Origin of the sequence: Fodinicurvata halophila, from assembly GCF_042651425.1 — a bacterium.
Lineage (GTDB): Bacteria > Pseudomonadota > Alphaproteobacteria > Kiloniellales > DSM-21159 > Fodinicurvata > Fodinicurvata halophila.
On record NZ_JBHSCW010000001.1, the window covers coordinates 544246 to 570840 of the forward strand.

Consider the following 26595-nt stretch of genomic DNA (forward strand, 5'->3'; position numbering starts at 1 on the left):
GAACTTGACATAATATGAATATGTCTGCACATATTTGTCAACATCACCCTCGGGAGCGGCCATGGAAACGATCCGGGCGCGCCAGGCCCTCCTGCCGGACGGCTGGCGCGACGCTGTGGAAATCGACATCGGGGACGATGGCCTCATTGCCGAGGTCAGGAGTGGCTGTGAGCTTCCGGCGGACACCACCGCCTGCGCCGTCCCGGCCGCCGCCAACCTGCACAGTCACACATTCCAGCGGGCACTTGCGGGCCTCACCGAACGGCGCGGACCGGACGGCCAGGATTCCTTCTGGTCCTGGCGCCGGCTGATGTACACCTTTCTCGAGCAGCTGACGCCCGAGGACATTGAAGCCATTGCCGCCCTGGCCTTCATGGAGATGCTGGAAGCCGGCTACGGCTCCGTCGCGGAATTCCACTACCTGCATCACCAGCCCGACGGCACCCCCTACGGCCAGCTCGCCGAGACGGGCCGGCGCATCCAGGCGGCCGCCCTGGAAAGCGGGATCGGCCTCACGCATCTGCCCGTGCTCTACAGCCGCGGCGGCCTGGACAACCGTCCGCTGGAGACGGCCCAGCAACGCTTCGGCAACGACCTGGAGCGCTTCGCACGGCTGCTGGAGGATACCGCCGAGGGACTGAAGTCCCTGCCCGAGGATGCCCGGCTGGGGCTCGCACCCCATTCTCTGCGCGCCGTAGCGCCCGAGGCGCTGGCCCAGGCGAGCGAGCTCAGGCCCACCGACCCCGTGCATATTCATATCGCCGAACAGATGGCCGAGGTCACGGCCGTCGAGGAAACCTATGGCAGGCGTCCCGTGGACTGGCTGCTGGACAGCCTGCCGGTAGACGCCCGCTGGTGCCTGGTTCATGCCACTCACATGACACCGGAGGAGACCTCCGCACTCGCGGCATCCGGTGCGGTGGCCGGGCTGTGCCCCATCACCGAGAGCAACCTGGGCGACGGCATCTTCGAAGGCCGCGCCTACACTGCCGCCGGCGGGCTCTTTGGCATCGGGACGGATTCCAACGTGCGCATCGCGCTGTCCGAGGAACTGCGCAGCCTGGAATACAGCCAGCGCCTGAAGGACCAGGGGCGCGTCATCCTGGCTGACGGGACGCGTTCCGCCGGGCGCTTTCTCTATGAGTCGAGTCTGGCTGGCGGGGCCCGGGCCCTGGGGCGCGCCTGTGGGGCACTGCAGGCCGGCTATCTGGCCGACATCGTCTGTCTCGACGGCAACAGCCTGGCCCTGATGGGTGCGCGGGGGGACGAGATCCTGGATACCTGGATCTTTGCCGGCGACGATTGCCTGGTCGAGGATGTCTGGTCGGCCGGCCGCCACATTGTCCAGGGCGGGCGACACCAGGCGCGAGAGACGATCGAGGCCCGCTACCGCGCTGTTCTCGCCAGATTGAGAGCATCCCTGTGAGCCAGGCGCAGATCAATTCCTACCAGGCCGTGCAGGCCGAGATCATGAAGCGCATCCAGGGGCGCGAATGGCCGCCAGGCACGCTGATCCCCGGCGAAATGGAGCTGGCCGAAGCCTTTGGCTGTGCCCGGGCCACGGTGAACCGGGCGCTGCGCGAGCTGGCGGAGACCGGCATTCTCGAACGCAAGCGCCGGGCCGGCACGCGGGTCGCCCTGAACCCTGTGCGCAAGGCCGTGCTCGACATTCCCATCACGCGTCACGAGATCGAGAGCCGGGGCGCGGCCTACGGCTACAACCTGGTCGAGCGGACACGCGCCGGCCCCACGCCCACGGTGCAGGCCCGGCTGGAGCTTCCCGCCGATGCCGATATGCTCCACGTCTCCTGCATGCACCTGGCCGATCAGCGACCCTTCCAGTTCGAGGATCGCTGGGTGCACATCCCGGCCGCCCCCGGCATTCTGGAGGCCCCGCTGGACCGGCTCAGCGCCAACGAATGGCTTGTCCAGGAAGTACCCTACTCGCACGGTCGCATCCTCTTCTCGGCCGCCAATGCCACGCCGCGCGAAGCGGAATTGCTGGAGGTGGCCGAAGGCAGTGCCCTGTTCATCGTCGAGCGCACGACATGGCTCGCCTGCAGCCCGATCACCTTCGTACGCATGTCCTATCGCGCCGACTACAGCATGGTGACGGAACTCTAGACCTGTTCTAGGCCGGCCTCTGTGCCAGCAGGGATTTCACGCGGGCAACGACATCGGTGGTCGAGAAGGGTTTGGTCACGAAATCGTCGACACCCAGTTCGATCCCCTTGCGGCGGTCCACCTCGCGAATGCGCGCGGTCAGCATGATGATGGGAATGCCTCGGGTGCGCGCATCGCCGCGCAGGGTGCGCACCACCTCGAACCCGTCGCATCCGGGCATCATGATATCCAGCAACAGGATATCGGGGACGTCCCTGATCGCCATGGCGATGGCCGCATCGCCGTCCTTCGCCACACCGACCTCGAAGCCCTGCTTCTGCATCAGGAAGCTCAATGATTCGGCGATGGTGTTCTCGTCTTCTGCGATCAGGACCGTTGATTTCCGGGCCACCTTGCCCCCCTAAATCCTCCGACTGTCTGCGCAGTCGTTCTGGTTATTCTAGCCGCTTCGCGTGAGGGTTATAAACCCCGATTTCAGGTTGTACCGCCTTCCAGGGCCGGCTCGGCCTGGTCATAGGCCCGTTGCAGACAGTCGACACGCGGACACTGCCGGCATCCGATACCGACGGGAACGGCTGCATCCGGATTGTCCAGCGGCAGGCCGTCAGCATAAACGATATCCTTCGAGAATGCAGTATCGCAGCCGATCATGACGGAATGCACGGCCTGGGGCGCCCAATAGCCACCGCCGCCGCGACGCACGGCACGGGCGACGAAGAGATAGGTCGTGTTATCCGGCAGGCGCACGTACTGGGTCACCAGCCGATCCGGTGTCAGGTAGGCCTCGTGCACCGCCCAGCGCGGACAGGCACCGCTGTAGCGCGGCAGTTGCAGGCCGGAGGCCGAGAAGCGTTTCGATATGTTGCCCGCGATGTCCGTGCGCAGGAAATGGAAGGGAACACCCTCACGTCCCGGATGGCGCAGGGTTGTCAGACGATGGCAGACCTGCTCCCAGCTGGCGGCGAAGCGCTGCTGCAGCATCTCGATGTCATGGCGCAGGTCCAGTGCGGCCTCGCGAAAGGCCTCGTATGGGAACAGCAGGGCTGCCGCTGTATAGGAGATCAGGGCCTCGGCAGCCCGTTCCCGGGCGGTCTCCGAGGTCAGATGGGCGCGCCCAACCACCGCCTCGATTTCTTCGGCGGCCTCCAGCCGGCAGATCAGGCGGGCCGCCAGGAATCGCGACGAGGTGATCGGCAGGGCCCGCGAGAGCTGGAAGATCCTGCGCTCCGGATTCCAGTAGTGGCCGCGCGAGGGCAGCTCCTCCGAGGGCAGACGCTCTACATGCACATCGTGATGCGCTTCCAGGTGAAGGATCAGGTCCGTCAGGAACAGGCCGCCGTCGGGGTCCACCGCCTTCCGCAGGCCCTCGGCACGCTCCTCGAGCTCCGGGAAGTAGTTGTTGTTGTCATAGAGCAGGTCGTCGACCTCTTCGGCGGGATTGACGGCCCGCCGGCCGGCAGAGCCGCGTTCCAGGAAATTGAAGATCTCGGTGGCCGATTCCGCAAGACGCTCGGACTCGCGCATCAGGGTCTGGTTGAAATGAGCGCGCTGCTCGGGCTCCAGGTCGTCGTAGCTGTGAAAGATTTCCGCCACCGTGCGGATGGCCGTAATCCGCGTCAGTACGGAGTGGCTGGCATCCGCCAGGAAAGGATCGTGACTGAGCCGCTCAGAGAGGATGTCCACCTCGTCCAGGGAGGACCGGTAGGCCCGATAGAGCGCCAGCAAACCCCTGACCATCGCCGGCGTGGTCGCAATGGCCGACGAGAATTCCTTTGGATCCAGGGGGGCCTCCTCGAACACGGGATCCGCCGTCATTTCCCCCAGGTCGGCCAGCAGGCGCCCGTCCTCCGAGCCCGAGAGGGCACCTGGCTCGAGGCCGAGCGCATCTGCCAGGCGCATCAGCAGGCCGCCCCCGATGGGACGCCGATTGTGCTCGATCAGGTTCAGGTAGGACGGCGAGATCCCTATCGCCTCGGCCAGGGCCATCTGGGTCAGCCCGAGATCCTTGCGGTGTCGGCGAAGCCGGTGGCCAACGGGAACTTGACGGGACATGACAGCGCCCCCTTTCACAGGATTTACAGATTTTCATTTTCCCTGCTATTATTTTTACAGAAAAAGTTTTTATAATCAAAACTTTATTGATTTTTTTTCACTACACCTCCATGCTGGCGCTGGGCCGGATAAAGAGAATGTCCTGCGCAAGAACCGGCCGCGCACTCCAATAAACAGCATCCGTAAGCGGATGAGGGAGGAAAAACAGATGTCGAAAACCAAGGATTCCATAAAGGTATCGAGGCGCTCGGTCCTTGCGGGTACGGCGGCCACAACCGGTGCCGCCCTGCTCGGAGGTACGGCGCCCATGCACTTCGTGCGCAACGCCTTTGCACAGGAGTTCCGGGGCGATCCCGGTGACAGCGGCAGCGTGGTCCTCGGCTTCAACGTGCCCCAGACCGGTCCCTACTCCGACGAGGGCGCCGACGAACTGCGCGCCTACGAACTGGCCGTGAAGCACCTGAACGGCGAGGGTGACGGCGGCATGATCAACACCATGCAGCCCTCCGAACTCAGCGGGAACGGCATTCTCGGCAAGAAGGTCGAGTACGTGACCGGCGACACCCAGACCAAGTCCGATGCTGCCCGTTCCTCGGCACGCCGCATGATCGAGCGTGACAACGTTCTCATCGTCACCGGCGGCTCGTCCTCCGGCGTGGCCATCGCCGTGCAGAGCCTCTGCCAGGAGATGGGCGTGATCTTCATGGCGGGACTGACCCACTCCAACGACACCACCGGCAAGGATCGGCGGCGCTATGGCTTCCGCCACTTCTTCAATGCCTACATGTCGGGCCAGGCAATCGCACCGATCCTGGAAGATGAATACGGTAACGATCGAAAGGCTTACCACCTGACGGCGGACTACACCTGGGGCTGGACCCAGGAGGAATCGATCCGGGCCGCGACCGAGAACCTCGGTTGGGAGACGGTGGAGACCGTCAAGACCCCGGTAGGCGCCGGCGACTTCTCGCAGTACCTGACGCCGGTGCAGGATTCCGACGCCGACGTCCTGATCCTGAACCACTATGGCAAGGACATGGTGAACTCGCTCAGCCAGGCTGTGCAGTTCGGCATGAAGGAGCGTGTGGTCAATGGCAAGGACTTCGTCATCGTGGTCCCGCTCTACTCCCGCCTGATGGCCCAGGGCGCGGGCGATGCCGCCAAGGGCATTCTGGGCACCACCAACTGGCACTGGTCGCTCGATGACGCAGGCTCCCAGGCGTTCGTCAAGTCCTTCGGCGAGGAGTACGGGTTCCCGCCGTCCCAGGCGGCTCATACCTGCTACGTGCAGACCCTGCTCTATGCCAATGCCTGCGAGATGGCCGGCACCTTCGCACCCTGGGAAGTCATCCGCCAGCTCGAAGGCTTCGAGTTCGACGGCATGGGCAACGGCCCGACACTCTATCGGGCGGAGGACCATCAGTGCTTCAAGGATGTCCTGGTTGTGCGAGGCAAGGAAAACCCGCAGAGCGAGTTCGACATTCTCGAGGTCGTTCAGCAGGTGCCCCGTTCCCAGGTCGAGTACCCGGCCGACATGTTCGAGGGCGAACTGGGACCCTACAAGGTCTGATACTCCGTGCGACCACGGGGGCCTGCCGGGCGGCAGGCCCCCTGTCGTATGCCCTCCTCGGCAGCAGTTCCAATTGCGGCGGATAACCCATGGACGCGATACTCCTTCAGATCCTGAATGGTCTGGACAAAGGCGGGGCCTACGCCCTGATTGCCCTTGGCCTGACCCTGGTGTTCGGCACGCTCGGCGTGGTGAACTTTGCTCATGGCGCCATCTTCATGCTCGGCGCTTTCGTTGCGGTCTCCCTCAACGCCCTTCTCTCCATCTCGGCACGGGTCAAGGACGAGTCGGTGACCGCCTTCGCGGCCTACAAGGAAACGCCCTACCTGGAAATCTGGTTCGGTGACATCGGCACGCAGATCATCAACTGGTCGGTGCCGCTGTCGATAATCGTTGCCATACCCGTCATGCTGCTGATCGGGGTGATCATGGAGCGAGGGCTGATCCGCTTCTTCTACAGGCGCTCCCATGCCGAACAGATCCTGGTCACCTTCGGCCTGGCCGTCGTGCTGCAGGAAATCCTCAAGCTCATGTTCGGGGCCAACCCCATTCCGCAGTCCGCCCCTGAAATCGTCTCCGGCTCGGCGGATCTCAGCATGATCTTCGGTATCGGCGAGTCCATCGCCTATCCCTGGTGGCGGCTGATCTACCTGACCTTCTCGCTGATCGTCATCGGCGCCGTCTTTTCCTTCCTGCACTTCACCACCTACGGCATGGTGGTACGGGCCGGCATGGCCGATCGCGAAACTGTGGAACTGCTGGGCATCAACATCGAGAAGCGGTTCACCATCGTCTTCGGCATTGCTGCCATCGTCGCCGGTCTGGCCGGCGTCATGTACACCCCCATTTTGCCGCCGGATTATCACCTTGGCATGGAATTCCTGGTGATCTCCTTCGTGGTGGTCGTGGTCGGCGGCATGGGCTCGCTGCCCGGTGCCGTGGCGGCGGGCTTCCTCCTGGGCCTCCTGCAGTCCTTCGCCTCGATGACCGCGGTCAAGGATATCTTTCCGGGCATCGACCAGATCATCATCTACCTTGTTGCCGTCGTGATCCTTCTGGCCCGCCCGCGCGGCCTGATGGGACGGCGCGGCGTGATGGAGGGCTGAAGAATGATAAACACCGATATAGCCTCTCCCCGCCAGGACCTGATCTACATGCTGGTGCTCTCGGCCGTGGTGCTGACCATGCCAATCTGGCTGCAGCCTTTCGGGGCCTCCTACCCGGACCTGCTGCAGACCTTTATGATCTACGGCATCCTGGCCATCGGCTACAATCTGCTGTTCGGCCTGACCGGCTATCTCTCCTTCGGGCACGCCGCCTTCCTGGGCATCGGGTCCTACGCCGCCGTCTGGTCCTTCAAGCTGCTCACCATGAACGTCATACCGGCGGTCATCTTCGGCACGCTGATCTCCGGCGTCTTCGCCTTCCTGATCGGCTTCGTCTGCCTGCGCCGGGCCGGCATCTACTTCGCCATCCTGACACTGGCCTTTGCCCAGATGTCCTATAACCTGGCCTACTCGGTACTGACGCCCATCACCAACGGCGAGACCGGCCTGCAGCTCAGCCAGGACGATCCGCGCATCCTGGATCGCATGTTCGGCATAGAGGCGACGTCCGCACTGCCCTTTCCCGACATCTTCGGGATCACGGCCGCCGGCTTCTCCGGCTTCTACATCTGTGCCGTGTTCATGCTGATCGCCTTCTTCATTGCGCTCCGGATCTTCCGCTCGCCCTTCGGCCTGAAGCTCAGGGCCATCAAGTCCAACCAGACGCGCATGAACTACACCGGCTACAATACACGCCCCTTCCTGATGACGACCTTTGTCATCTCGGGCATGTATGCCGGCATGGCAGGCTCGCTGATGGCCGTGACCGATCCGCTGGCCGGAGCCGAGCGCATGCAGTGGACGGCGTCGGGTGAAGTGGTGCTGATGACCATCCTGGGCGGGGCCGGCACCCTGGTCGGCCCGCTGATCGGCGCCGGAGTCATCAAGTATTTCGAGAACATCTTCTCCGCCTTCAACGAGAATGTCCTGATGACCGCCTTCTCCTTCCTGCCGGACTGGTTGGCGGAGATCATTACCGCCTTCCTGGGCCTCTTCGTGGGCGAAGGATGGCATCTTACCCTGGGCCTGGTCTTCATGCTGATCGTGATCTTCCTGCCCGGCGGAATCATGGAAGGCATCCAGCGCACCTGGCGCCTGATCCGCCATGGGCGGCATAAGCGACAGCATCATCAGACACAGAAAAGCTCGTCGGAGGAGGCCTGATCCATGGGGAATGTCATTCTCGATGTCGCTGGGGTAGACAAGAACTTTGGGGGCCTTGAAGCACTCAGCGATATCAATCTGCAGATCGAGGAAGGCACGGTGAACGCCATCATCGGACCGAATGGCGCCGGCAAGTCGACCCTGCTGAATGTGATCGTCGGCCGACTCCCTCCCACTCGGGGACACGTGAAATTCAACGGGCATGAACTGACCGGCAAACGTCCCTACGAGATCAACCAGATGGGAGTCGCCCGCGTCTTCCAGACCCCGGAGATCTTCCCGGACCTGACCCTTCTGCAGAACGCCATGGTCCCGGCGCTGGCCAAGCGCGACGGCCAGTTCAACTTCAAGATCCTGAAAAGCCTCTATCACGAACCGGACATCCTCGAGGAGGCCGAGCACACCCTGAAGGATCTGGATCTGATCCAGCACAAGGACCAGCTGGCCAGTGCCATGTCCCGCGGCGACAAGCGCCGGCTCGAGTTGGCCATGTGCCTTGTCCAGCACCCGAAGCTGGTTCTGCTGGACGAACCCACGGCCGGCATGTCGCGGCACGATACCAATCGGACCATCGACCTGCTGAAGAACATCAAGGAACGCGGCATGACCAAGGTCATCATTGAACACGACATGCATGTGGTGTTCAGTCTGGCCGATCGGATCAGCGTCCTGGCCCAGGGCGCCATAATCGCCCAGGGCACGCCCGAAGAGGTCCGCAACGATCCCAAGGTCAAGGAAGCCTATCTCGGAGGAGAGCAGCCATGAGCTCGGTACAGGTGCCTACCAGCAAACCCGTCACGGCACGGGGGTCCGCTCCGGCGTTCTTCTCCGCTTGGGATGTCCACGCCTACTATGGCGAGAGCTATATCGTGCAGGGCGTGAACATGGACGTACGTGAAGGCGAGATCGTCGCCCTGTTGGGCCGCAACGGGGCGGGCAAGACATCCACGCTGCGCACCCTGGCCCGCATGAGCGAGCCGGAGCTTCACGGCGGCGAGATCTGGCTCGACCACCAGCCGCTGCACGAGATGAAATCCTGGCAGGCCGCACGCCTGGGACTGCAGCTGGTCCAGGAGGATCGCCGTATCCTGCCCGGCCTGACCGTGGGGCAGAACCTGGAGCTGGCCCAGATCGCCGAGCCCCACGGCTGGACCATCGAGCGCATCTACGAACTCTTTCCGCGCCTGGGCGAACGGCACGAGCAGGACGCGACCACGCTTTCGGGCGGCGAGCAGCAGATGCTGGCCATCGGCCGTGCCCTGGCCCGCCATCTCAAGATCCTGCTGCTGGATGAACCCTACGAGGGGCTGGCGCCGGTCATCGTGCAGGAGATCGAGAAAACCCTGCAGAACGTGAAGTCGCTGGGCATCACCACCATCATCGTCGAGCAGAATGCCATTGCCGCCCTGAAACTGGCCGACCGGGCCCTCATCATGGACAACGGACAGATCGTCTTCGACGGCACCTCCCAGGAGGTGCTCGACAACAAGGAGCTGCGCGACCAGTACCTGGCCGTCTAGACCAGATCATGGCAGCGTGAACACAGCCCTCGGCCCCTTGGGAGGCACCTGAGCCCCGGCACTCGCCGGGGTTTTTTCGTGCACCCCCTCAAAACAAACGGGGGATCTGGACGTGAAATGAGCAATAGTGGGGCGTGAGAAAACTTGCTCCGGCAAGAGCCTTGCCGCTAACATTTGCCAAGGAATAGGGGGAGACTCCGCAATGCGTAAAGCACTGCTCGCCGCAATCGCATGGCTCATGGCCACCGGTGCCGCTGCAGCGGCAGACGATGTGATGGTGGTCTTCGACGGTTCCAATTCCATGTGGGGGCAGATCGCCGGCACCGCCAAGATCGAGATTGCCCGCGATGCCATGGACAGCCTGATGGGCGAATGGACGGAGGGCACCAACGTCGGCCTGATGGCCTACGGCCACCGGCGGGAAGCTGACTGCGAGGACATCGAGACCCTTATCGAGCCGGGCCCCTTCGATCGCGAGGCCTTCTTTTCCAAGGTCGGAGACATCACGCCCCGCGGCAAGACCCCGCTGACGACATCGATTGAACAGGCCGCCGAAACCCTCGCCTATCGCGACAACCCGGCCACGCTGGTTGTGATCACCGACGGTATCGAGACCTGCCGGCGGGATCCCTGCGCACTGGCCGACGAGCTGGAGCGCATGGGTGTCGGCTTCACCGCCCACGTGGTCGGCTTCGACCTCAAGGACGAGGAGCATGAGGCCGTCGCCTGCATCGCCGAACGCACGGGCGGACGCTTTCTTCCGGCCGGCGATGCCGCCGAGCTCGGCACGGCCTTGAGCGAGGTGGGGGCAACCGTGGCCAAGGCCCCGGAACCCGAACCAGAGCCGGAGCCCGCCCCCGAAGTGGAACTGACCGCCCCTGAAACGGCCATCAGCGGCGAGACCGTTCCGGTCAGCTGGCAGGCGGAGACGCAACACCCCAAGGATTACATCACCATCGTGCCGATGGGCGCCGAAGAGGGCGCTTACACCAGCTATTTCCGTGTCAAGGAGGACAGCGAGGGCAGCCTGCGTGCGCCGAGCGGAACCGGTATGTTCGAAGTCCGCTACGTGCGCGACGAGGACGACAGCACCCTGGCCTCCGCCGAAATCGAGATCACCGAACCCGAGGTCACGGTCAGCGCGCCCGAGACGGCGACCACGGGGGCCACCTTCCCGGTCAGCTGGACCGGAAACGTGCATCCCAAGGACTACATCACCATCGTGCCGATGGGCGCCGATGAAGGCGCCTACACCGACTACATCCGCGTCAAGGAGGACAGCGAGGGCCAACTCCAGGCACCGGCCGAAACCGGCTTCTACGAGGTCCGCTACGTCCTCGACGAAGGCGATCGCACCCTGGCCTCCGCCGAAATCGAGATCACCGAACCCGAGGTCACGGTCAGCGCGCCCGAGACGGCGACCACCGGAGCCACCTTCCCGGTCAGCTGGACCGGCAACGTGCATCCCAAGGATTACATCACCATCGTGCCGATGGGCGCCGATGAAGGCGCCTACACCGACTACATCCGCGTCGGGGAAGACAGCGAGGGCCAACTCCAGGCACCGGCCGAGACCGGCCTCTACGAGGTCCGCTACGTCCTCGACGAAGGCGATCGCACCCTGGCCTCCGCCGAAATCGAGATCACCGAACCCGAGGTCACGGTCAGCGCGCCCGAGACGGCGACCACCGGAGCCACCTTCCCGGTCAGCTGGACCGGCAACGTGCATCCCAAGGATTACATCACCATCGTGCCGATGGGCACCGACGAGGGCGCCTACACCGACTACATCCGCGTCGGGGAAGACAGCGAGGGACAGCTCCAGGCACCGGCCGATACCGGGCTCTACGAAGTCCGCTATGTTCTCGACAAAGGCGATCGCACCCTGGCCTCCGCCGAAATCGAGATCACCGAGCCGGAAGTCGAGGTCAGCGCTCCCGACAGTGCCGCCACCGGCTCCACCTTCCAGGTGAGCTGGACCGGCACCATTCATAGCCGCGACTTCGTCACCATCGTACCCTTGGGCGCCGACGGCGACGAGATCGGCAACCATGACCGCGTCGGGGACAGCAGCGAAACCGAACTGCGCGCCCCAAGCGAGCCCGGTCTCTACGAGGTTCGTTACGTCCTCGACGAGGGCCGCAAGCCCCTGGCCTCCGCCGAAATCGAGATCACCGAGCCCGAGGTCACGGTCAGCGCCCCCGACAGTGTCACCACCGGCTCCACCTTCCCGGTGAGCTGGACCGGCACCATCCATAGCCGCGACTTCATCACCATCGTGCCCTTGGGCGCCGACGGCGACGAGATCGGCAACCATGACCGCATCGGGGACAGCAGCGAAACCGAACTGCGCGCCCCAAGCGAGCCCGGTCTCTACGAGGTTCGTTACGTCCTCGACGAAGGCCGTAAGCCCCTGGCCTCCGCCGAAATCGAGATCACCGAGCCCGAGGTCACGATAAGCGCGCCTGACAGTGCCACCACCGGCTCCACCTTCCCGGTGAGCTGGACCGGCACCATCCATAGCCGCGACTTCGTCACCATCGTGCCCTTGGGGTCGGACGACGACGAGATCGGCAACCATGACCGCGTCGGAGGCAGCAGCGAAACCGAACTGCGCGCCCCAAGCGAGCCCGGTCTCTACGAGGTTCGTTACGTCCTCGACGAGGGCCGCAAGACTCTGGCCTCCACCGAGATTGAGATCACGGAAGCCGGCATAGAGCTCAGCGGACCGGACAAGGTGCGGGCCGGCTCGGAAATCGGGATCTCCTGGAGCGGCACGCCGCCGCACCGGCGCGATTTCATTACCATCGTGCCAATGGGTGCAGCGGAAGGCGAGATCGGCAATCACGACCGCGTCGGAAGCAACAGCGAAACCGATCTGGAAGCCCCCGAACAGACGGGACTCTATGAGGTTCGCTATGTCCTCGACGAAGGCCGGCGCACACTCGCCCGTCACAATGTGGAGATCGTCGATGAAACCGCGGCCCTCGACCGGGGCGGATCGCTGGAGGTTCCGGAAACGGCAGCTGCCGGCGAGACCATCGAGATATCCTGGTCGGTCGATACCGAAAGCGGAGATCAACGCATCGCGCTGGCGCAGGCTGACCAGGCCGACTTCACCTGGATCGAGGTTCAGTCGGCATCGGAGGGCCCGCCCCTGAGCTTTACCCTTCCCGAGGACGCGGGACAGTACGAATTCCGCCTGCTCGACATACCGGGCCGGAAAGTGCTCAGCCGCTCCATCATAGACGTCCAATAGCCTGCCGCATCTGGCTGACTGCTGTCCCCGACATGCCAGCAACATGAAGAAGCAGTGCGTCTAATGCACCTCGCTCAGGTCCGACACGACCTCCACTCCTTACAGCAAGAAGGAAAAGCCATGCGCAAGAAACTGCTGGCCTGCTCCCTGCCACTTCTGGCTTTCGCCACACCCGCGATGGCCGAAATGGAAGAACCGGAAACCTGGCACCCAACCGAGGACTACTACCTGGAAAAGGTGGCCGCTTGCGAAGCCGGTGAATTCACCACCAGCGAAGGAAGCGGTGCCGTCGTCCGTTACGATGTGGTCGGACAGGAAGGACAGCACTGCCGCCTGCGCTTCACCTACCTTGAGAATCCGAATCCGCAGCTTGCGGAAAAACCGCTGACCTTCCTCGTTGATCCCTCGGCCACGGATCTGGAGTCCGAAGTCAAGAATCAGTTGCGGTCCTGCCTGGAAGGCGGCGGGCCAGAAGCCAGCTGTCAGGGAGAGTTCTATCAGGTTCTGGGCGGCCCCTCGGCCGATGCTGCACAACAGGCCTCCCCAGAGGGCCCCTTGCCATGCGGTCAACCGGTGGAAGCAGAGGGTGACTCGCTCTATCCCATGCCAAGAGAGGACAAGTGGGGCTACGTCGACCGCGCCGGCAACTGGGTCATAGAGCCACAATGGGAACAGGCAGAGAACTTCTCCGAGGGGCGAGCGGCCGTTGGGAGTTGGCAACGCTGGGGCGTGATCGATCGCGCCGGGACGTACGTGCTGGAGCCCGAATACGAGAGTCCCTCTTACAGCACCGTCGAGGATCAAAGGATCTTCGGATCCCCCTTCAACCTGTTTTCGGAAGGCTGCGCGGCGGCGGAGATCTTTACCAGTGAGGCAGAGTATGTATTTGTCGATCGCGACGGCGGCCTCCATCGCCCCACACTTCCGAACGGAGAGGAACTGGCCGGACTGGGCAACTTCTCGGAAGGCCTGGCCTGGTTTTCCTGGAGTGAGGACCTGGAATGGAACTACGGCTGGCTGGACAGTCAGGGTGAGGTCGCCATACCGGCCGAATACGCCGATGCCGGAGATTTCGTGGACGGCTTGGCGCCGGCTGAATCGCAAAGGGGTGGGGCCGGCTTCATCGACCCCGCCGGTCAGTTAGTCCTGCCACGTAAATGGACACTGGAGTCCGCACGGCCCTTTTCCGAGGGGCTGGCCCCGGTCTCCGTAGAGGCCTTCACCACGCTTTACATGAACCAGGAAGATTTCGCGATCGAACGAGTTCACGATCCGGAAACCGGCACGAAGACTGAAATCGAGATGGGAGGCGCATTCCGCAATGGCCGAGCCCCCGTCAAGGTGACGCTGGCAGAGGACACGCGGTCCGTCCTGGCCTATATCGACACTCAGGGCCAGATCGCCTTCGTGCCGGAGCGGCTTCCGGGCCTGGCTCCCTGCCATACCAGCACCCTGACAGAGTTCCATGACGGATTGCTGCGCCTGCTGGTGGCTGATGACGGAAAAAGCTGCGGCGAAGGCGCCTTTGGCCTCGGCTTGCCAAGCTACCCCGATGCCCATTACGTCTACCTGGACCCGGACGGCCAGGTGGTGCTGCGCCAGCAGAAAACCGACGGGGAGCAGGGCTGACCGATCGACTGCGATCTGGATCCTTGCCACGGCCAGTATTTGACCCTGTCTCGAAGATTGGGTACCTCTAGCAGGCGGATACCGGGAGCCACCAGGGTCCCGGTATCCGCCTCATAATTAGAATCAGGGAACCGTGAGGCCTTGCGATCTCCCTGGAATTCCACAGCTTCGGACTCTCTGGACAGGGTAGAGACAACAGGATGAACAGCACCGCAACCGCCGGGATGGACAAGACAGACAGCCAAAGCGCACGAACCGGGGAAACCCTCGTCGAAATCACGGACGTCTCCAAGACCTATGACGGAGAAACTCTCGTCATAGAGGGGCTGAACCTGGATGTTCAGCGTGGCGAGTTCCTGACCCTTCTGGGGCCCTCGGGCTCGGGCAAGACCACAGTCCTGATGATGCTGGCCGGCTTCGAGACCCCCACGGGCGGCACCATTCGCATTGGCGGGCAGGAGATCACGCGCGTCCCGCCCTACAAGCGAGACATCGGCGTGGTCTTTCAGAACTACGCTCTCTTCCCGCACATGACCGTAGCCGAGAACCTGCGCTTCCCGCTCGACGTGCGGGGCATCTCCCGCAAGGACGCCCAGCAGAGCGTGGAACGCGCACTGGAGATCGTGCGCCTGCAGGACTTCGGGAACCGCAAGCCCAACCAGCTCTCCGGCGGCCAGCAGCAGCGCGTCGCCGTGGCCCGCGCCCTGGTCTTCGAGCCGAAACTGGTGCTGCTGGACGAGCCCCTCGGCGCGCTGGACAAGAACCTGCGCGAAGAGATGCAGATTGAACTCAAGCACATCCATCAACAGCTGGGCGTCACCATGGTCTATGTGACCCATGACCAAGGGGAGGCGCTGACCATGTCGGACCGGGTGGCCGTGTTTGATGCCGGCGAGATCCAGCAGCTCGCTGAACCCGACACGCTGTACGACGCGCCCGGGAACGCCTTTGTCGCCGGCTTCATCGGCAAGAACAACCGCCTGAACGGCAAGGTCGAGAGCAGCGAAGGCGACCACTGCCTCGTGCAACTGGACGACGGCAGGAATCAGGTCAAGGCCCTGGACATCAAGACCGGCGGGCCCGGCAGCAGGACATCCCTGTCCGTGCGTCCCGAACGGATCCGCATCGGCGAAGGCGCCAAGGGTTGCGACAACGCCTTCGAGGCCAGAATTCTCGAAACCATCTTCATGGGCGATCATATCCGCGTGGGCGTGGACTTCGGCGGCGAAGAAGAGTTCATCATCCAGGTTCCCAACACGGAAAACCGTGGCGGCCTCCAGGTGGGCAACAACCTGCACATCGGCTGGCAGGCCGATGACTGCCGCGCCCTGGATCCCGCCTAGATACTCTGACGGTCCGCCAACAGGACCACCTGCCCGAAACCAGAAGAAATTTCCCGGAAGACAGCTTTCCATGAGACATATCAAGGCACCGCAACCGCAGAACGCCCAGGATCAGAGTGATCTGACAACCACCATCGCGAACATCCTGAACGACGTCCGCAGCGGGGGGGACGCGGCTCTCAGGAGCTTTACCGAGCAGTTCGACAAGGTTCGGCTCGAGGCGCTGGAGGTTTCACCGCAACAGATATCCGAGGCGATCGAGAGCCTGGACGAGGCTCTCGAAAGGGACATGCGCTACGGCATCGAGCGCATCACCGACTTCGCCAGGCGGCAGAGGGAAACCCTGAAGGAACTGGAATGCGAACCCCGGCCCGGGCTTCATCTTGGCCATCGCCACATCCCGGTCTACCGCGCCGGCTGCTACGTGCCCGGCGGTCGCTATCCCCTGCTGTCCGCAGCCCAGATGAGCATCATCCCGGCCAAGGTGGCGGGCGTCGAGGAGGTCATCGCCTGCACGCCGCCGAACACCCATCCGGCGGTCCTCGCCGCGGCGCACCTCGCCGGCGCCGATCGGATCTTCCAGGTCGGCGGGGCACAGGCTGTTGCGGCCATGGCGTTCGGCACGGAAAGCATCCCTGCCGTGGACATGATCGTCGGACCGGGCAACAAGTTTGTCACCGAGGCCAAACGCCAGGTGTTCGGTACGGTCGGGCTGGACCAGCTCGCCGGTCCCAGCGAGATCTACACGCTTGCGGACGACAGCGGCGACCCGCGCTGGATCGCTGCCGACCTGCTGGGACAGGCGGAACACGACACGGCCTCTCGGCCTGGTCTGGTGACCACCTCACGGGACGTGGGCGAGGCGACGCTGGAGGAGATCGAACGGCAACTCTCGAGCCTGTCCACCGCTGAAGTGGCCCGGGCGGCCTGGGAAAAGCAGGGCGAGATCGCCCTCTGTGACGATCTCGAGGAAGCGATCGCCTACATGGATCGGATCGCGCCGGAACACCTGCAGGTTCACACCCGGGATCCGCACGGCGTGGGCCGCCGCCTGCGCAACTACGGTTCGCTCTTCATCGGCCGCGAGGCCTCGGTCGTCTATTCGGACAAGATCTGCGGCACCAACCACATCCTGCCGACGGGAACGAACGCCCGCTACACGGGCGGCTTGTGGGTCGGAACCTTCCTCAAGACCTGTACCCATCAGTGGATGGAACCAGCCGGTGTCGAGGAGATCGCCCCCTACGCCGTGCGCCAGTCGGAACGTGAAGGCATGGAGGGTCACCGCCGCGCGGCGGCCCTGCGCCTGGACGACAGCGTCGTCTAGAGAATCGTCTGAACGGGCATCAATTCCGCGCCCCGCGCAGCCGCTCGCTGCGCCGCTTGAGCAGGCCGGCCACGATCATCAGGCAGGTGGCCAGGACCACCAGCAGGGTCGCCATTGCCAGGATCGAGGGGTCGATGTTCTCCCGCAGCCCCGAGAACATCTGCTTAGGCAGGGTCCTCTGTGACGGGCCGGCCAGAAACACTGCCACCACCACCTCGTCGAAGGAAATCGCGAAGGCGAAAAGCGCGCCTGAGGCCACGCCCGGCGAGATAATCGGCAGGATGACACGGCGGAATACCGTCAGCGGCGGTGCGCCGAGAGACTGGGCGGCACGAACCAGGGTGCCGTCGAACCCCTCCAGGGTGGCCGCCACCGTCACCAGAACGAAGGGCAGGCAGAGGGCGGTATGGGCCAGGATCAGCCCCAGGAAGCTGTTGGTCAGACCCAGTTGGGCGAAGTAGAAATAGAGCCCCACCGCGGTGATGATCAACGGCACGATCATTGGCGACAGCAGGAAGCCGTTGATGACGGCCAGTCCGCGCAGGTTCTTGCGGGCCATGCCCAGAGCCGCCAACGTACCCAGCGTGGTCGCGAGGACCGTGGCGCCGAGCGCGACGACCAGGCTGTTGCGCAGCGCGAACATCCACGGCCGCGGCGCCAGCACTTCCTCGTACCAGCGCAGCGAAAATCCCGGCATCGGGTAGGACAGGAAAGTCCCGGAACTGAACGACAGCGGTATGATCGTCAGGATCGGGGCCACCAGGAAAAGACAGACCAGGGCCACGAAGACCCGCAGGCCATAGTATCCGGCCACTTGTGAGCGTGTCGCATGGAGCGGCGGTGCCATCTCGCGTCCTTCTCCTTCAACCGACCTGGATGCGGCCCGACCCCGTCAAGCGCGTGAAGATCGCATAGAGCACAAAGATCATCAGCAGCAGGATGGCGGCCAGCGCGGAGGCCAGTCCCCAGTTCAGGGTCTCGTTGGTGTAATAGGCGATGAAGTAGCTGACCATCTGGTCGCTCTGACCGCCCAGAAGCGCCGGCGTGATGTAGAAGCCCACCGCCAGGATGAAGACCAGCAGGCAGCCGGCGGTGATTCCCGGCATCGTCTGCGGCAGGTAGATCCGGCGGAAGGCCTTCAGCGGCGGCGCCCCCAGCGATGCCGCGGCCCGCATGTGAGAGTGCGGAATGCCGCGCATGACGGCGTAGATGGGCATGATCATGAAGGGCAGCAGGATATGCACCATGCCCACATACACACCGAACCTGTTGTAGAGCATTTCCAGCGGCGCATCGGTCAATCCCAGGCTGACCAACAGGTTGTTCAGTGGTCCGTTGCGCGAAAGCAGCACCATCCAGGACGCCGTGCGCACGAGCAGCGACGTCCAGAAGGGAAAGAGCACCATTACCAGCAGGATTCCCTGGGTGGGGCCGGAACTGTTGGTCATGAGGTAGGCGATGGGATAACCCAGCAACAGGGCGATCCCCGTAATGACGAAGGCCATCCAGAGCGTGCGCAGGTACAGGTCGACGTGAATGGCCTGATTCTCGGCAACCTGTTGGATACTGCCGTCGTCTGCCTGCTCCAGGTCGACCGCCGCCAGAAGGTAATCAAACGTGATCCAGCTGGAATTCTCCTGCAGGGCCTGCCAGTACTGGCTCTCTCCCCAGCGCTCGTCGATTTCGATCAGGGTGTCCCGCCAGCTCGCTTCGGGCTCCTCCTCGGGCAGGCCAAAGGCCGTTGTCCTGAGCAGCCCGCGATACCCGGCTATCTCGTAGTTCAGGCGCCGGCCCGGTCCGCCGAGCTGACGCTCATCCCGGGCCACCTTCAATTCCTCGGCGAAGGTGGCGATCACCTCCTCGGGGGGCATGCCCTCGCCGTCCCACTGCTGAATCTCGGCCATGGTCTCCGGAAAGGCCTCTATGACCTCCGGATTCTGGACGGCCCGATACAGCATCAGGGCGATGGGAAGGGCGAAGAAGATCGTCAGGAACAGGATGGACGGCGCGAAAAGGCCAAGGGATCCGAGCCGCTTGCGCCGCTCCGCCCGGCGAAGTCTCTGCTTGAGATCCGCGGTACTGAAGGCCGCCATGGACGAGGACTCCAAATAGAAAGGCGGTCGGGCCTATGACCCGACCGCCAGAACGCGAACGCTTGTTGTTATTCGGATGCCCAGGAATTGAAACGACGGTCCAGGCGTTCCTGGTTCTCCACCCAGAACTCCGTGTTGTTGAGCAGGGCGACCTCCAGGTTGTCCGGAGCCGTCGGCAGCTTGCTGGTCATCGACTCGTCAACGTACTCGAAGGCGGCCTCCTTCGTCGGACCATAGGTCATCTCTTTCTGGAGTTCCGCCATGTTTTCCGGCTTGCTGACATAATCGATGAATTCAAGGGCCTGATCCATCTTGGGTGATCCCCTGACGATGGCCCAGGAATCGATCGCATAGACCTGGCCTTCCCAGGCCATGTCGATGGGCGCGCCTTCCTGCATGGCACTGTCGATGCGCCCATTATAGGAGGTCGACATGGCAACGTCCCCGGCGGCGAGCCATTCCGGCGGCTGGGCACCGGCTTCCCACCACTGGATATGCTCCTTGAGCTCGTCCAGTTTGGCGAAGGCCCGGTCCACGCCTTCCTCGGTGCGGAGCACGTCATAGACGTCCTCGGGTGCGACCCCGTCGGCCATGAGTGCGATTTCCAGGTTGAACTTCGCCCCGCGGCGCAGGCCGCGCGTGCCCGGGAACTCCTCGACATCGAAGAAGTCCTCCCAACCGCTGGGCGAGCCTTCGACCCGATCGGTATTGTAGGCCATGATCACGGACCAGACGATCGTGCCGGCCCCGCATTCGCTGGCACCGCCCTCCATGAACTCATCACGACCGCCGATCTCGTCCCACGGCAGGCGCTCCAGATAGCCCTGTTGGCAGGCGCGCTGCAGCTCCGGGTCCTCCAGCTGGACCACGTCCCAGATCACTGAGTCCGTCTCCACCTGGGAAGTGATGTTCGAGAGTCCGCCGTTGAAGCTTTCCTCCAGCAGGGAAATCCCGGTGTCTTCCTGGAAGGGCTCGAAGTAAGCGGCCCGCTGGGCATCCTGGTAGGATCCGCCCCAGGACACGACGGTCAGGTCCCTCTCCTGAGCGGCCAGGCTTCCGGAAAGGCCGATGGCCCCCATGGCGGCAACCGCCACACCCAGCGTCATGTTTCTTGCTACAGACATAATGCCTCCTTCTTCTTATCGGTAATCTTCTGTCCGCATTGCAAGCTACGGAATTTGCAGCGCTTTGTCCATATCACCAATAGTTGTTTATTTCCTTGTCTCTCCTGATAATGGCATTCACCACCACCAGAAGGGGGCCGCGAAGGGGCTGCAACGCACGTCCCAAGGCCAGCGAGAGCGCCCCTCATACCCGGATACATGTCCCGGGGCCGGGCCTGACTTTATGCTGCGTCAGGATGCCGCCGACAGGCCCCTTGTAACGCCCAAGTGCGGACGTCATGCGGCAAGATAGCCCTTCGTCACGGCCGCACCGATAGTATACTTTGGATCGACGAAATTGCCCAGCTTCGCCTGGCCGCATTGGCTCAGCAGCATGTAGGCATCCCACGTGTCGAAGCCGTAGTCGTTCACGAGCCAGAAGACGAGCTCCCGGTACGCGATGCGCATGGCATCCTCCAGCGGACGCGCGCTGCCGATGGTCATGAGGAAATCCTCGGCCTCGAGACGCGGCCAGGCGATGGTCCATCCCTTGATGACATCGAAGCGCAGCGTGGTGATCGAAGGGTACTCCACGGCCACGCCGCAGACTTCCCCCTCGCCCTGACAGGCATGGCAGTCGCCGATGAAGAAGCGGCCCCCCGGCACCTTGGCGGGCAGATAGACGATATTGCCGGGACAAATGTCCGGCATGTCCATGTTGCCCCCGTGCTGGTCGGGTGTCAGGGCGTTGATGGAATCGATCTCCGGCGAGCAGCTGATCGTGCCCACATGCGGCCTGTACGGCAGGGTGACCCGATCGCTCCAGTAGACATGCTCCTGATCCAAATGAATCTTGCGCACGACCTCCGGCAGCGGCTCGTTCAGGGTGGCGGTGTGGGTCGTCCCGGTCAGGCCGCCGAACTCCGGCACCAGGCAGCAGGTTCCCCGAGGATTCTCGCCCCAGGGGCTCATCGATTCGATATGGACCGCCAGGACGTCGCCCTTCTCGACGCCTTCCACCAGGACGGGCCCGCACTGCGGATTGATGAAGGGCATCTCGAGCACCTGGGACGGCAGATCGGCCTCGTCGCGGATACGGCCCTCGAAGCAGTCCTGCGTCCAGAAGGTCACCCGGTCACCGGGCTGGACCGTCAGCACCGGCTCTGAATAAGGGCCGATGGTATAGTGGTAGGTGCCCTGCCTTTCGGGCGTCAGTTCATGAGTCGTCCCCGAACGCCCGCGGGTAAGGCCGCGCGTCTCCATGATGGACGTCTGCAACCAGTCGGCAGCCTGGGTCATGTCGCCTCCTTCCACACGCTGCTCTGCCGTGCATCATCTCCTGCCAAAGCCTCGTCCTTCCAAAGACGCTCCGCAAGAGGCGCTTCGGAAGGAAGCGCTAGAAACCGACCGCCTGCCCGTCCTTGCGGTGATCGGATCCGGCGATGTAGATGCCGTTGTCCATGCGATGGATCAGCTGCGCCCCGCCAAAACCGAAGGCGGCTTCCGGCGGCTCCACGCTGATTTCGTGCCCCAGGGCGCGCAAGCCCTCGAGCGTTTCCGCCGGGAAGCTTGCTTCCATGGCCACCCGGCGCCCCTTGGTCACCCGCCAGCGCGGCGCATCGCTGGCCGTCTGGGGAGTCTGGCCGTAATCCAGCATGCGCAGCACCATCTGCACATGGCCCTGGGCCTGCATCGGCCCGCCCATCACGCCGTAACTGGTCAGCGGCTCTCCGCCGCGCGTCAGGAACCCCGGGATGATGGTATGGAACGGCAGCTTGCGGGGTCCGACGCAGTTGGGATGACCCGGCTCCAGCCGGAAGCCAGCGCCGCGGTTCTGCAGGCTGATACCTGTCTCCGGGACCACCACTCCGGAGCCGAAGCCCTGGTAGTTCGACTGGATGAAGGAGACCATGGCTCCGTTGGCATCGGCGGCCGTGATATAGACCGTGCCGCCGGGACGCGGGATCGCATGCCCGGGGTCACTGGCCGTCTTCGGGTCGATCTCGGCCGCACGGGCCTCGAGGTAGGCGGGCTCGAGCATCTGCGTCGGCGCGATCTCCATGGTCTCGGGATCGCCCACATGGGCATGGACCTCGGCCAGGGCCAGCTTCATGGCCTCCATCTGCAGGTGCAGGCCTTCCACGGAATCCACCCCGTACTCGCGTACCTGCGTGTGATCGAGAATGCCCAGCGCGATCAGCGCGGCGATCCCCTGCCCGTTGGGCGGTATCTCGTGCGCCTCGACATCCTGATAGCTCTTGCTGACGGTCTCGCACCAGAAGGGTTCGTGCGAGGCCAGGTCTTCCAGGCTGAGCGCGCCGCCGTGTCGTCCAGAGAAGGCCGCCATCTTCTCGGCCAGCTCGCCGCGATAGAAGGCCTGGCCGCGGGTCTCGGCGATCAGGCGCAGGCTGCGGGCCATCGCGGCATTCCTGTACAGCTCACCGGCCGCGGGGGCACGTCCTTCGGGCAGGAAGGCCTCGGCAAATCCCGGCTGATCCTTCAGCACCTTCTGCCCGTTGGCCCAAAGCTGCGCGATGATCGGCGTGACCGCATAGCCCTTGTCGGCATAGGCGATGGCCGGCTCGAACAATGCCTCGAAGGGCAGCCGTCCGAAACGTTCCGACAGCGACACCCAAGCTGAAACCGCCCCTGGCACGGTCACTGCGTCCCAGCCGCGCTCCGGCATTCTGTCGCGACCGGCGAAGCGCTCCGGGGTCCAGGCGGCCGGCGCCCGGCCCGAGGCGTTCAGCCCATGCAGCCCCTGCCCGTCATGCAGGATGGCGAAGGCATCGCTGCCCAGACCGTTTCCCGTTGGTTCCACCACCGTCAGCGCGATGGCGGCGGCCAGCGCCGCATCCACGGCATTCCCGCCCTGCTGCAGCATGCGCAATCCGGCCTGGGCGGCCAGCGGCTGCGAGGTGGCCACCATGTTGCGCGCCATGACCGGCATGCGCTGGGAGGGGTAAGGAAACTCGAACGTCATGGGCATGGCGAAACAGTCTCTTCCTGTGCTGTGTGAACTCTAGGGATGGTACCGGGCTCCTGCATCACCCGGTGTCGGCTTCTTGCGCCTTCTTCCGCTGGCGATAGCGATAGCGGACGAAGAGCAGGATCGATATGACCGCCAGCACGAAGAAGCCGGCCGAGACGGGGCGCGTGAAGAACAGCGTCCAGTCCTCGTCGGCCATCAACGCGCGGCGCAGGTTGGTCTCGGCGATCGGCCCCAGGATCACGCCGAGCACCAGCGGCGCCAGCGGATACTCCATCTTCTTCAGCAGGTAGCCGAGCGCACCGACGAAGAACAGCAGATGGACATCGGTGACGCGGTTGTTGAGCGCGAAGACGCCGACGGCGCAGAACACCAGGACCAGCGGCACAATGACGTGCTTGGGCACCTTCGTGACCATCAGGAAATAGCGCATGGTCATGAGCGCGATCACCAGCATCATCACCGCGGCCACGACCATGGCGACGAAGATGCTCTGGACCAGCTCCGGATTGTCCACCATCAGGCGCGGCCCGACAGAGATGCCGTGCACCATCAGGGCGGCGATCAGCACGGCGTCCACGGCACTGCCGGGAATACCGAGCGCGATCATGGGGATCAGGCCGCCGCCGGCGGTCGAGGAGTTGCCCGATTCCGAGGCCACGACGCCTTCGGAAATTCCGGTTCCGAACTTCTCCGGTGTCTTCGAGGCCTGGCGCGCCTGGTCATAGGCCAGCAGGTTGGCAATGGAGCCACCGGCCCCGGGTACAGCGCCAATGAAGACGCCGATCAGTGACGAACGGATCAGGTTCACCGGGCGCGACAGCGTCTCGCGCATGAACTGGAAGGGCCGGAAGACGATGGGGCTGTCCACCAGCGCCTTGCCGCGCTGGACCCGGCCGATATCCTCCAGCTCGCTCAACAGCTGGCTGACCGCGAAGATGCCGATCAGCACGGCCAGGAAGGGCAGGCCCGCCTGCAGCATCTGCAGGTCGAAGCTGAAGCGCTGGGCGCCCATGATGGGATCGTCGCCGATGGTGGCCAGGAACATGCCCAGGATGCCGGCGATCATGCCACGCAGGATGGATTCGCCGACCAGGCTGGCGATGACGGTCATCGCGAAGACAATGAGGGCGAAATACTCCCAGGGCCCCAGCTCGATGGCGATGAGCGCCAGCGGCGGTGCCGCCAGCACCAGCACGATGACCGAGATTATGGTTCCGAAGAACGAGGCCCAGATACCCAGGCCGAGTGCCCGGCCGGGATCGCCATTGCGCGCCATGGGAAAGGCGTCGAAGGTGGTCGCCACCGCCGAGGGCGTGCCCGGAATACTCAGCAGGGCGGCCGAGATCATGCCGCCGCAGAGGCCGCCGACATAGACCGCCAGCATGGTGGCCACGCCCTGGATAGCCGGCATGTGGAAGGTCAGTGGCAGGGTCAGCACGATCGCCATGGTGATGGTGAAACCCGGGATCGCCGAGGCAATGAGTCCCGCAACGACGCCGACCAGCATCGTGAGGATCGTGGCCAACTGGAAGATCTGGCCGAGCGCACCTCCAAAGCCTTCAAACATGACTCTCTCGCTTCACCATGGTTTCGAACCGACTGTAGCTGTCCCGCATCTCTCGTTCCCGTCCGGCTACAGGAGACCGCCCGGCAGGAACACACTGAGGACTTTTGCGAAGAAATATTCCACGCCGACGGAGGCAACGAGTGCAATGATCACGGCTGCCACTGCATTCCGGACGGTCTTGGGACCGACGGAAATCTGGGCGATCACGATGAACAGGAAGGTCGAGATCGCATAGCCCACGAGGCTGAACGCGGCAACATAGCCCCCGAACAGCCCCAGCATCAGCAGAACCAGCTTCTTTTCCGCCAGCGCCGAACGCACGATGCCAGGCATCTCGCCACGCCGGGCGCGCACCTCCTTGATGGCGCGCGGCAGGGTCTGCGCGATCATGGCGAGGTTCAGCAGCATCAGGGCACCCAGAACGAAACTCGGAAAGGCCCAGGCCCCCAACGGTTCCCAGGCGGAATCGGGCAGGCCCCTCGCCACGACGAACAGGAAGGCGAAGATCACCAGCATGGCCAGGTTCAGCAACAGGTGAAGGAGCGCCGAGTTACTGGCGCTCCCTCCCTTGTCCTCCGTCTGTCCAGGCCCTTCCTTCGCCTCCTTTGCAGAGGGGGAGGAAGGCTGGTGGTCGGACGGTGCAGCCATTACTGCTGGATACGCTCGGCCAGGTCGGAAACGGTCTGGTCGAGCTCATTCATGTACTCGGCGTACTCTTCCTGACCGCGGATCACCACTTCCGCACCGGCGTTGTTCACCTGCTCGACGAACTCCTCGTCGTTCTCCAGCTTGGTCAGACTTTCCTCGAGCACATCGATGCGCTCTTGGGGCGTGCCCTTGGGCACGAAAAGCCCGCGATTGATGGTCAGCTCCATGTCGTAACCAAGCTCCTGCAAGGTGGGAACGTCAGGGGTGGCGTCGATACGCTCCGTGGCACCGGTGGCCAGGTAACGCAGGTCACCTTCCTTCACGAACTCCAGCGCCGAGGCGATGTCGCCGATGGCGGCGTCGATGTGGCCGCCGACCAGGGCCTGGATGCGCTCGCCGGTGCCTTCATAGCCGACATAGGAGAATTCGGCGCCGGTGGCATCCTCGATCATGGCGGCATGCAGGTGCGGGACACCGGCCATGGTCACGCCGAAGGTGACCTCACCGGGATTCTCCTCGGCGTATTCGACGAATTCGTCGAAGGTCTGCCAGGGCGTATCCGCGTTCACCACGACATACTGCGGCGAGAGTGTGAACGAGGCGACCGGTTCGAAATCGTCCGGATGGACATCGGTGACGCCCGTGTAGTGCGAGACCAGAAGTCCCTCGTGGATCTGGGCCATGGTGTAGCCGTCGGGCTCACGTTCGCGCGCCTCTTCCAGACCCTGGGTTCCGCTCACGCCCGGCAGGTTGACCACCGGGATCGGCTGGCCGAGATACTCCTCGCCGTGATTGGAGACGATGCGCATCAGCGTGTCACTGCCGCCTCCAGGGCCCCAGGGAACGATCATCTCGACCGGCTCCGAGGGGAAGTCCTGGGCCGCGGCCGCACCGCCCAGTGCCACGCCGGCCGCAAGTGTGCAGGCCAGCGTCAGGGATGTCTTGCGAATAGTCATGATTATGGCACCTCCCGATTGTGCTCCTTGTTCCGTGCCGGCCACTGTAACGCGGTCGGCTGCATGATGACATGAGATGGAACCATTATTATATTGGTTCCTTATTCATCTTCTTCTTCCCATCATCATTAGATAGAAGGCC

21 protein-coding genes are annotated in these 26595 nt (G+C 63.7%); 11 read left to right on the forward strand and 10 right to left on the reverse strand.

Annotated features, from left to right (window positions below):
• The first annotated feature begins 61 nt into the window (after positions 1-61).
• A complete protein-coding gene (locus ACFOW6_RS02560) occupies positions 62-1426 on the forward strand; it encodes a formimidoylglutamate deiminase (RefSeq protein ID WP_382420756.1) in 1365 nt (454 codons plus the stop codon).
• Positions 1423-2124 (forward strand): GntR family transcriptional regulator, encoded by a 702-nt coding sequence (locus ACFOW6_RS02565; RefSeq protein WP_382420757.1) that lies wholly within the window; start codon positions 1423-1425, stop codon positions 2122-2124. The genes ACFOW6_RS02560 and ACFOW6_RS02565 overlap by 4 nt, the downstream gene beginning before the upstream one ends.
• Before the next feature lie 7 nt (positions 2125-2131).
• Here ACFOW6_RS02565 and ACFOW6_RS02570 read toward each other — a convergent pair whose 3' ends face one another.
• Both ACFOW6_RS02570 and ACFOW6_RS02575 read right to left on the reverse strand, forming a co-directional pair.
• A complete protein-coding gene (locus tag ACFOW6_RS02570; protein WP_382420758.1) occupies positions 2132-2515 on the reverse strand; it encodes a response regulator in 384 nt (127 codons plus the stop codon).
• Positions 2516-2598: 83 nt separating this feature from the next.
• Positions 2599-4176, reverse strand: coding sequence for a short-chain fatty acyl-CoA regulator family protein (locus tag ACFOW6_RS02575; protein ID WP_382420759.1), 1578 nt, complete (start codon positions 4174-4176; stop codon positions 2599-2601).
• 208 nt (positions 4177-4384) lie between these two features.
• Between ACFOW6_RS02575 and ACFOW6_RS02580 the strand changes: the two genes are divergently transcribed.
• The 9 genes from ACFOW6_RS02580 to hisD all read left to right on the forward strand — a co-directional run bounded on the left by ACFOW6_RS02580 (position 4385) and on the right by hisD (position 17094).
• Positions 4385-5746 (forward strand): substrate-binding protein, encoded by a 1362-nt coding sequence (locus ACFOW6_RS02580; RefSeq protein ID WP_382420760.1) that lies wholly within the window; start codon positions 4385-4387, stop codon positions 5744-5746.
• Positions 5747-5835: 89 nt separating this feature from the next.
• Positions 5836-6852, forward strand: a complete 1017-nt coding sequence (locus ACFOW6_RS02585; RefSeq protein WP_382420761.1) for a branched-chain amino acid ABC transporter permease — start codon at positions 5836-5838, stop codon at positions 6850-6852.
• 3 nt (positions 6853-6855) lie between these two features.
• A complete protein-coding gene (locus ACFOW6_RS02590) occupies positions 6856-8016 on the forward strand; it encodes a branched-chain amino acid ABC transporter permease (RefSeq protein WP_382420762.1) in 1161 nt (386 codons plus the stop codon).
• A 3-nt stretch (positions 8017-8019) separates the two neighbouring features.
• Positions 8020-8781 (forward strand): ABC transporter ATP-binding protein, encoded by a 762-nt coding sequence (locus ACFOW6_RS02595; protein WP_382420763.1) that lies wholly within the window; start codon positions 8020-8022, stop codon positions 8779-8781.
• On the forward strand, positions 8778-9536 hold the full coding sequence (locus ACFOW6_RS02600) for an ABC transporter ATP-binding protein (RefSeq protein ID WP_382420764.1): 759 nt from the start codon (positions 8778-8780) through the stop codon (positions 9534-9536). Before ACFOW6_RS02595 ends, ACFOW6_RS02600 begins: the two co-directional genes overlap by 4 nt.
• 202 nt (positions 9537-9738) lie before the next feature.
• Entirely contained in the window at positions 9739-12795 is a 3057-nt protein-coding gene (locus ACFOW6_RS02605; protein ID WP_382420765.1) for a VWA domain-containing protein, read from the forward strand.
• 120 nt (positions 12796-12915) lie between these two features.
• Complete coding sequence (locus ACFOW6_RS02610) at positions 12916-14424, forward strand: WG repeat-containing protein (protein WP_382420766.1); 1509 nt, start codon at positions 12916-12918, stop codon at positions 14422-14424.
• 200 nt (positions 14425-14624) lie between these two features.
• Entirely contained in the window at positions 14625-15767 is a 1143-nt protein-coding gene (locus ACFOW6_RS02615; RefSeq protein ID WP_382420767.1) for an ABC transporter ATP-binding protein, read from the forward strand.
• A 70-nt stretch (positions 15768-15837) separates the two neighbouring features.
• Positions 15838-17094: a histidinol dehydrogenase gene (gene hisD, locus ACFOW6_RS02620; protein WP_382420768.1), complete on the forward strand. Its 1257-nt coding sequence runs from the start codon at positions 15838-15840 to the stop codon at positions 17092-17094.
• 19 nt (positions 17095-17113) lie between these two features.
• Here the strand turns inward: hisD and ACFOW6_RS02625 are convergent, their stop codons facing one another.
• The 8 genes from ACFOW6_RS02625 to ACFOW6_RS02660 form a co-directional block, all read right to left on the reverse strand.
• Positions 17114-17941: an ABC transporter permease gene (locus ACFOW6_RS02625; protein WP_382420769.1), complete on the reverse strand. Its 828-nt coding sequence runs from the start codon at positions 17939-17941 to the stop codon at positions 17114-17116.
• 16 nt (positions 17942-17957) lie between these two features.
• Positions 17958-19187, reverse strand: a complete 1230-nt coding sequence (locus ACFOW6_RS02630; RefSeq protein WP_382420770.1) for an ABC transporter permease — start codon at positions 19185-19187, stop codon at positions 17958-17960.
• A gap of 68 nt (positions 19188-19255) precedes the next feature.
• Positions 19256-20311 carry an ABC transporter substrate-binding protein gene (locus ACFOW6_RS02635; RefSeq protein ID WP_382420771.1) on the reverse strand — a complete coding sequence of 352 codons (1056 nt, stop codon included), beginning with the start codon at positions 20309-20311 and terminating at the stop codon, positions 19256-19258.
• 276 nt (positions 20312-20587) lie between these two features.
• Entirely contained in the window at positions 20588-21589 is a 1002-nt protein-coding gene (locus ACFOW6_RS02640) for an acetamidase/formamidase family protein (RefSeq protein ID WP_382420772.1), read from the reverse strand.
• A 97-nt stretch (positions 21590-21686) separates the two neighbouring features.
• Complete coding sequence (locus tag ACFOW6_RS02645) at positions 21687-23279, reverse strand: gamma-glutamyltransferase family protein (protein WP_382420773.1); 1593 nt, start codon at positions 23277-23279, stop codon at positions 21687-21689.
• 58 nt (positions 23280-23337) lie between these two features.
• Complete coding sequence (locus ACFOW6_RS02650) at positions 23338-24849, reverse strand: tripartite tricarboxylate transporter permease (protein WP_382420774.1); 1512 nt, start codon at positions 24847-24849, stop codon at positions 23338-23340.
• A gap of 66 nt (positions 24850-24915) precedes the next feature.
• On the reverse strand, positions 24916-25497 hold the full coding sequence (locus tag ACFOW6_RS02655; protein ID WP_382420775.1) for a tripartite tricarboxylate transporter TctB family protein: 582 nt from the start codon (positions 25495-25497) through the stop codon (positions 24916-24918).
• On the reverse strand, positions 25497-26453 hold the full coding sequence (locus ACFOW6_RS02660; protein WP_382420776.1) for a tripartite tricarboxylate transporter substrate binding protein: 957 nt from the start codon (positions 26451-26453) through the stop codon (positions 25497-25499). Before ACFOW6_RS02660 ends, ACFOW6_RS02655 begins: the two co-directional genes overlap by 1 nt.
• Positions 26454-26595 lie beyond the last annotated feature (142 nt).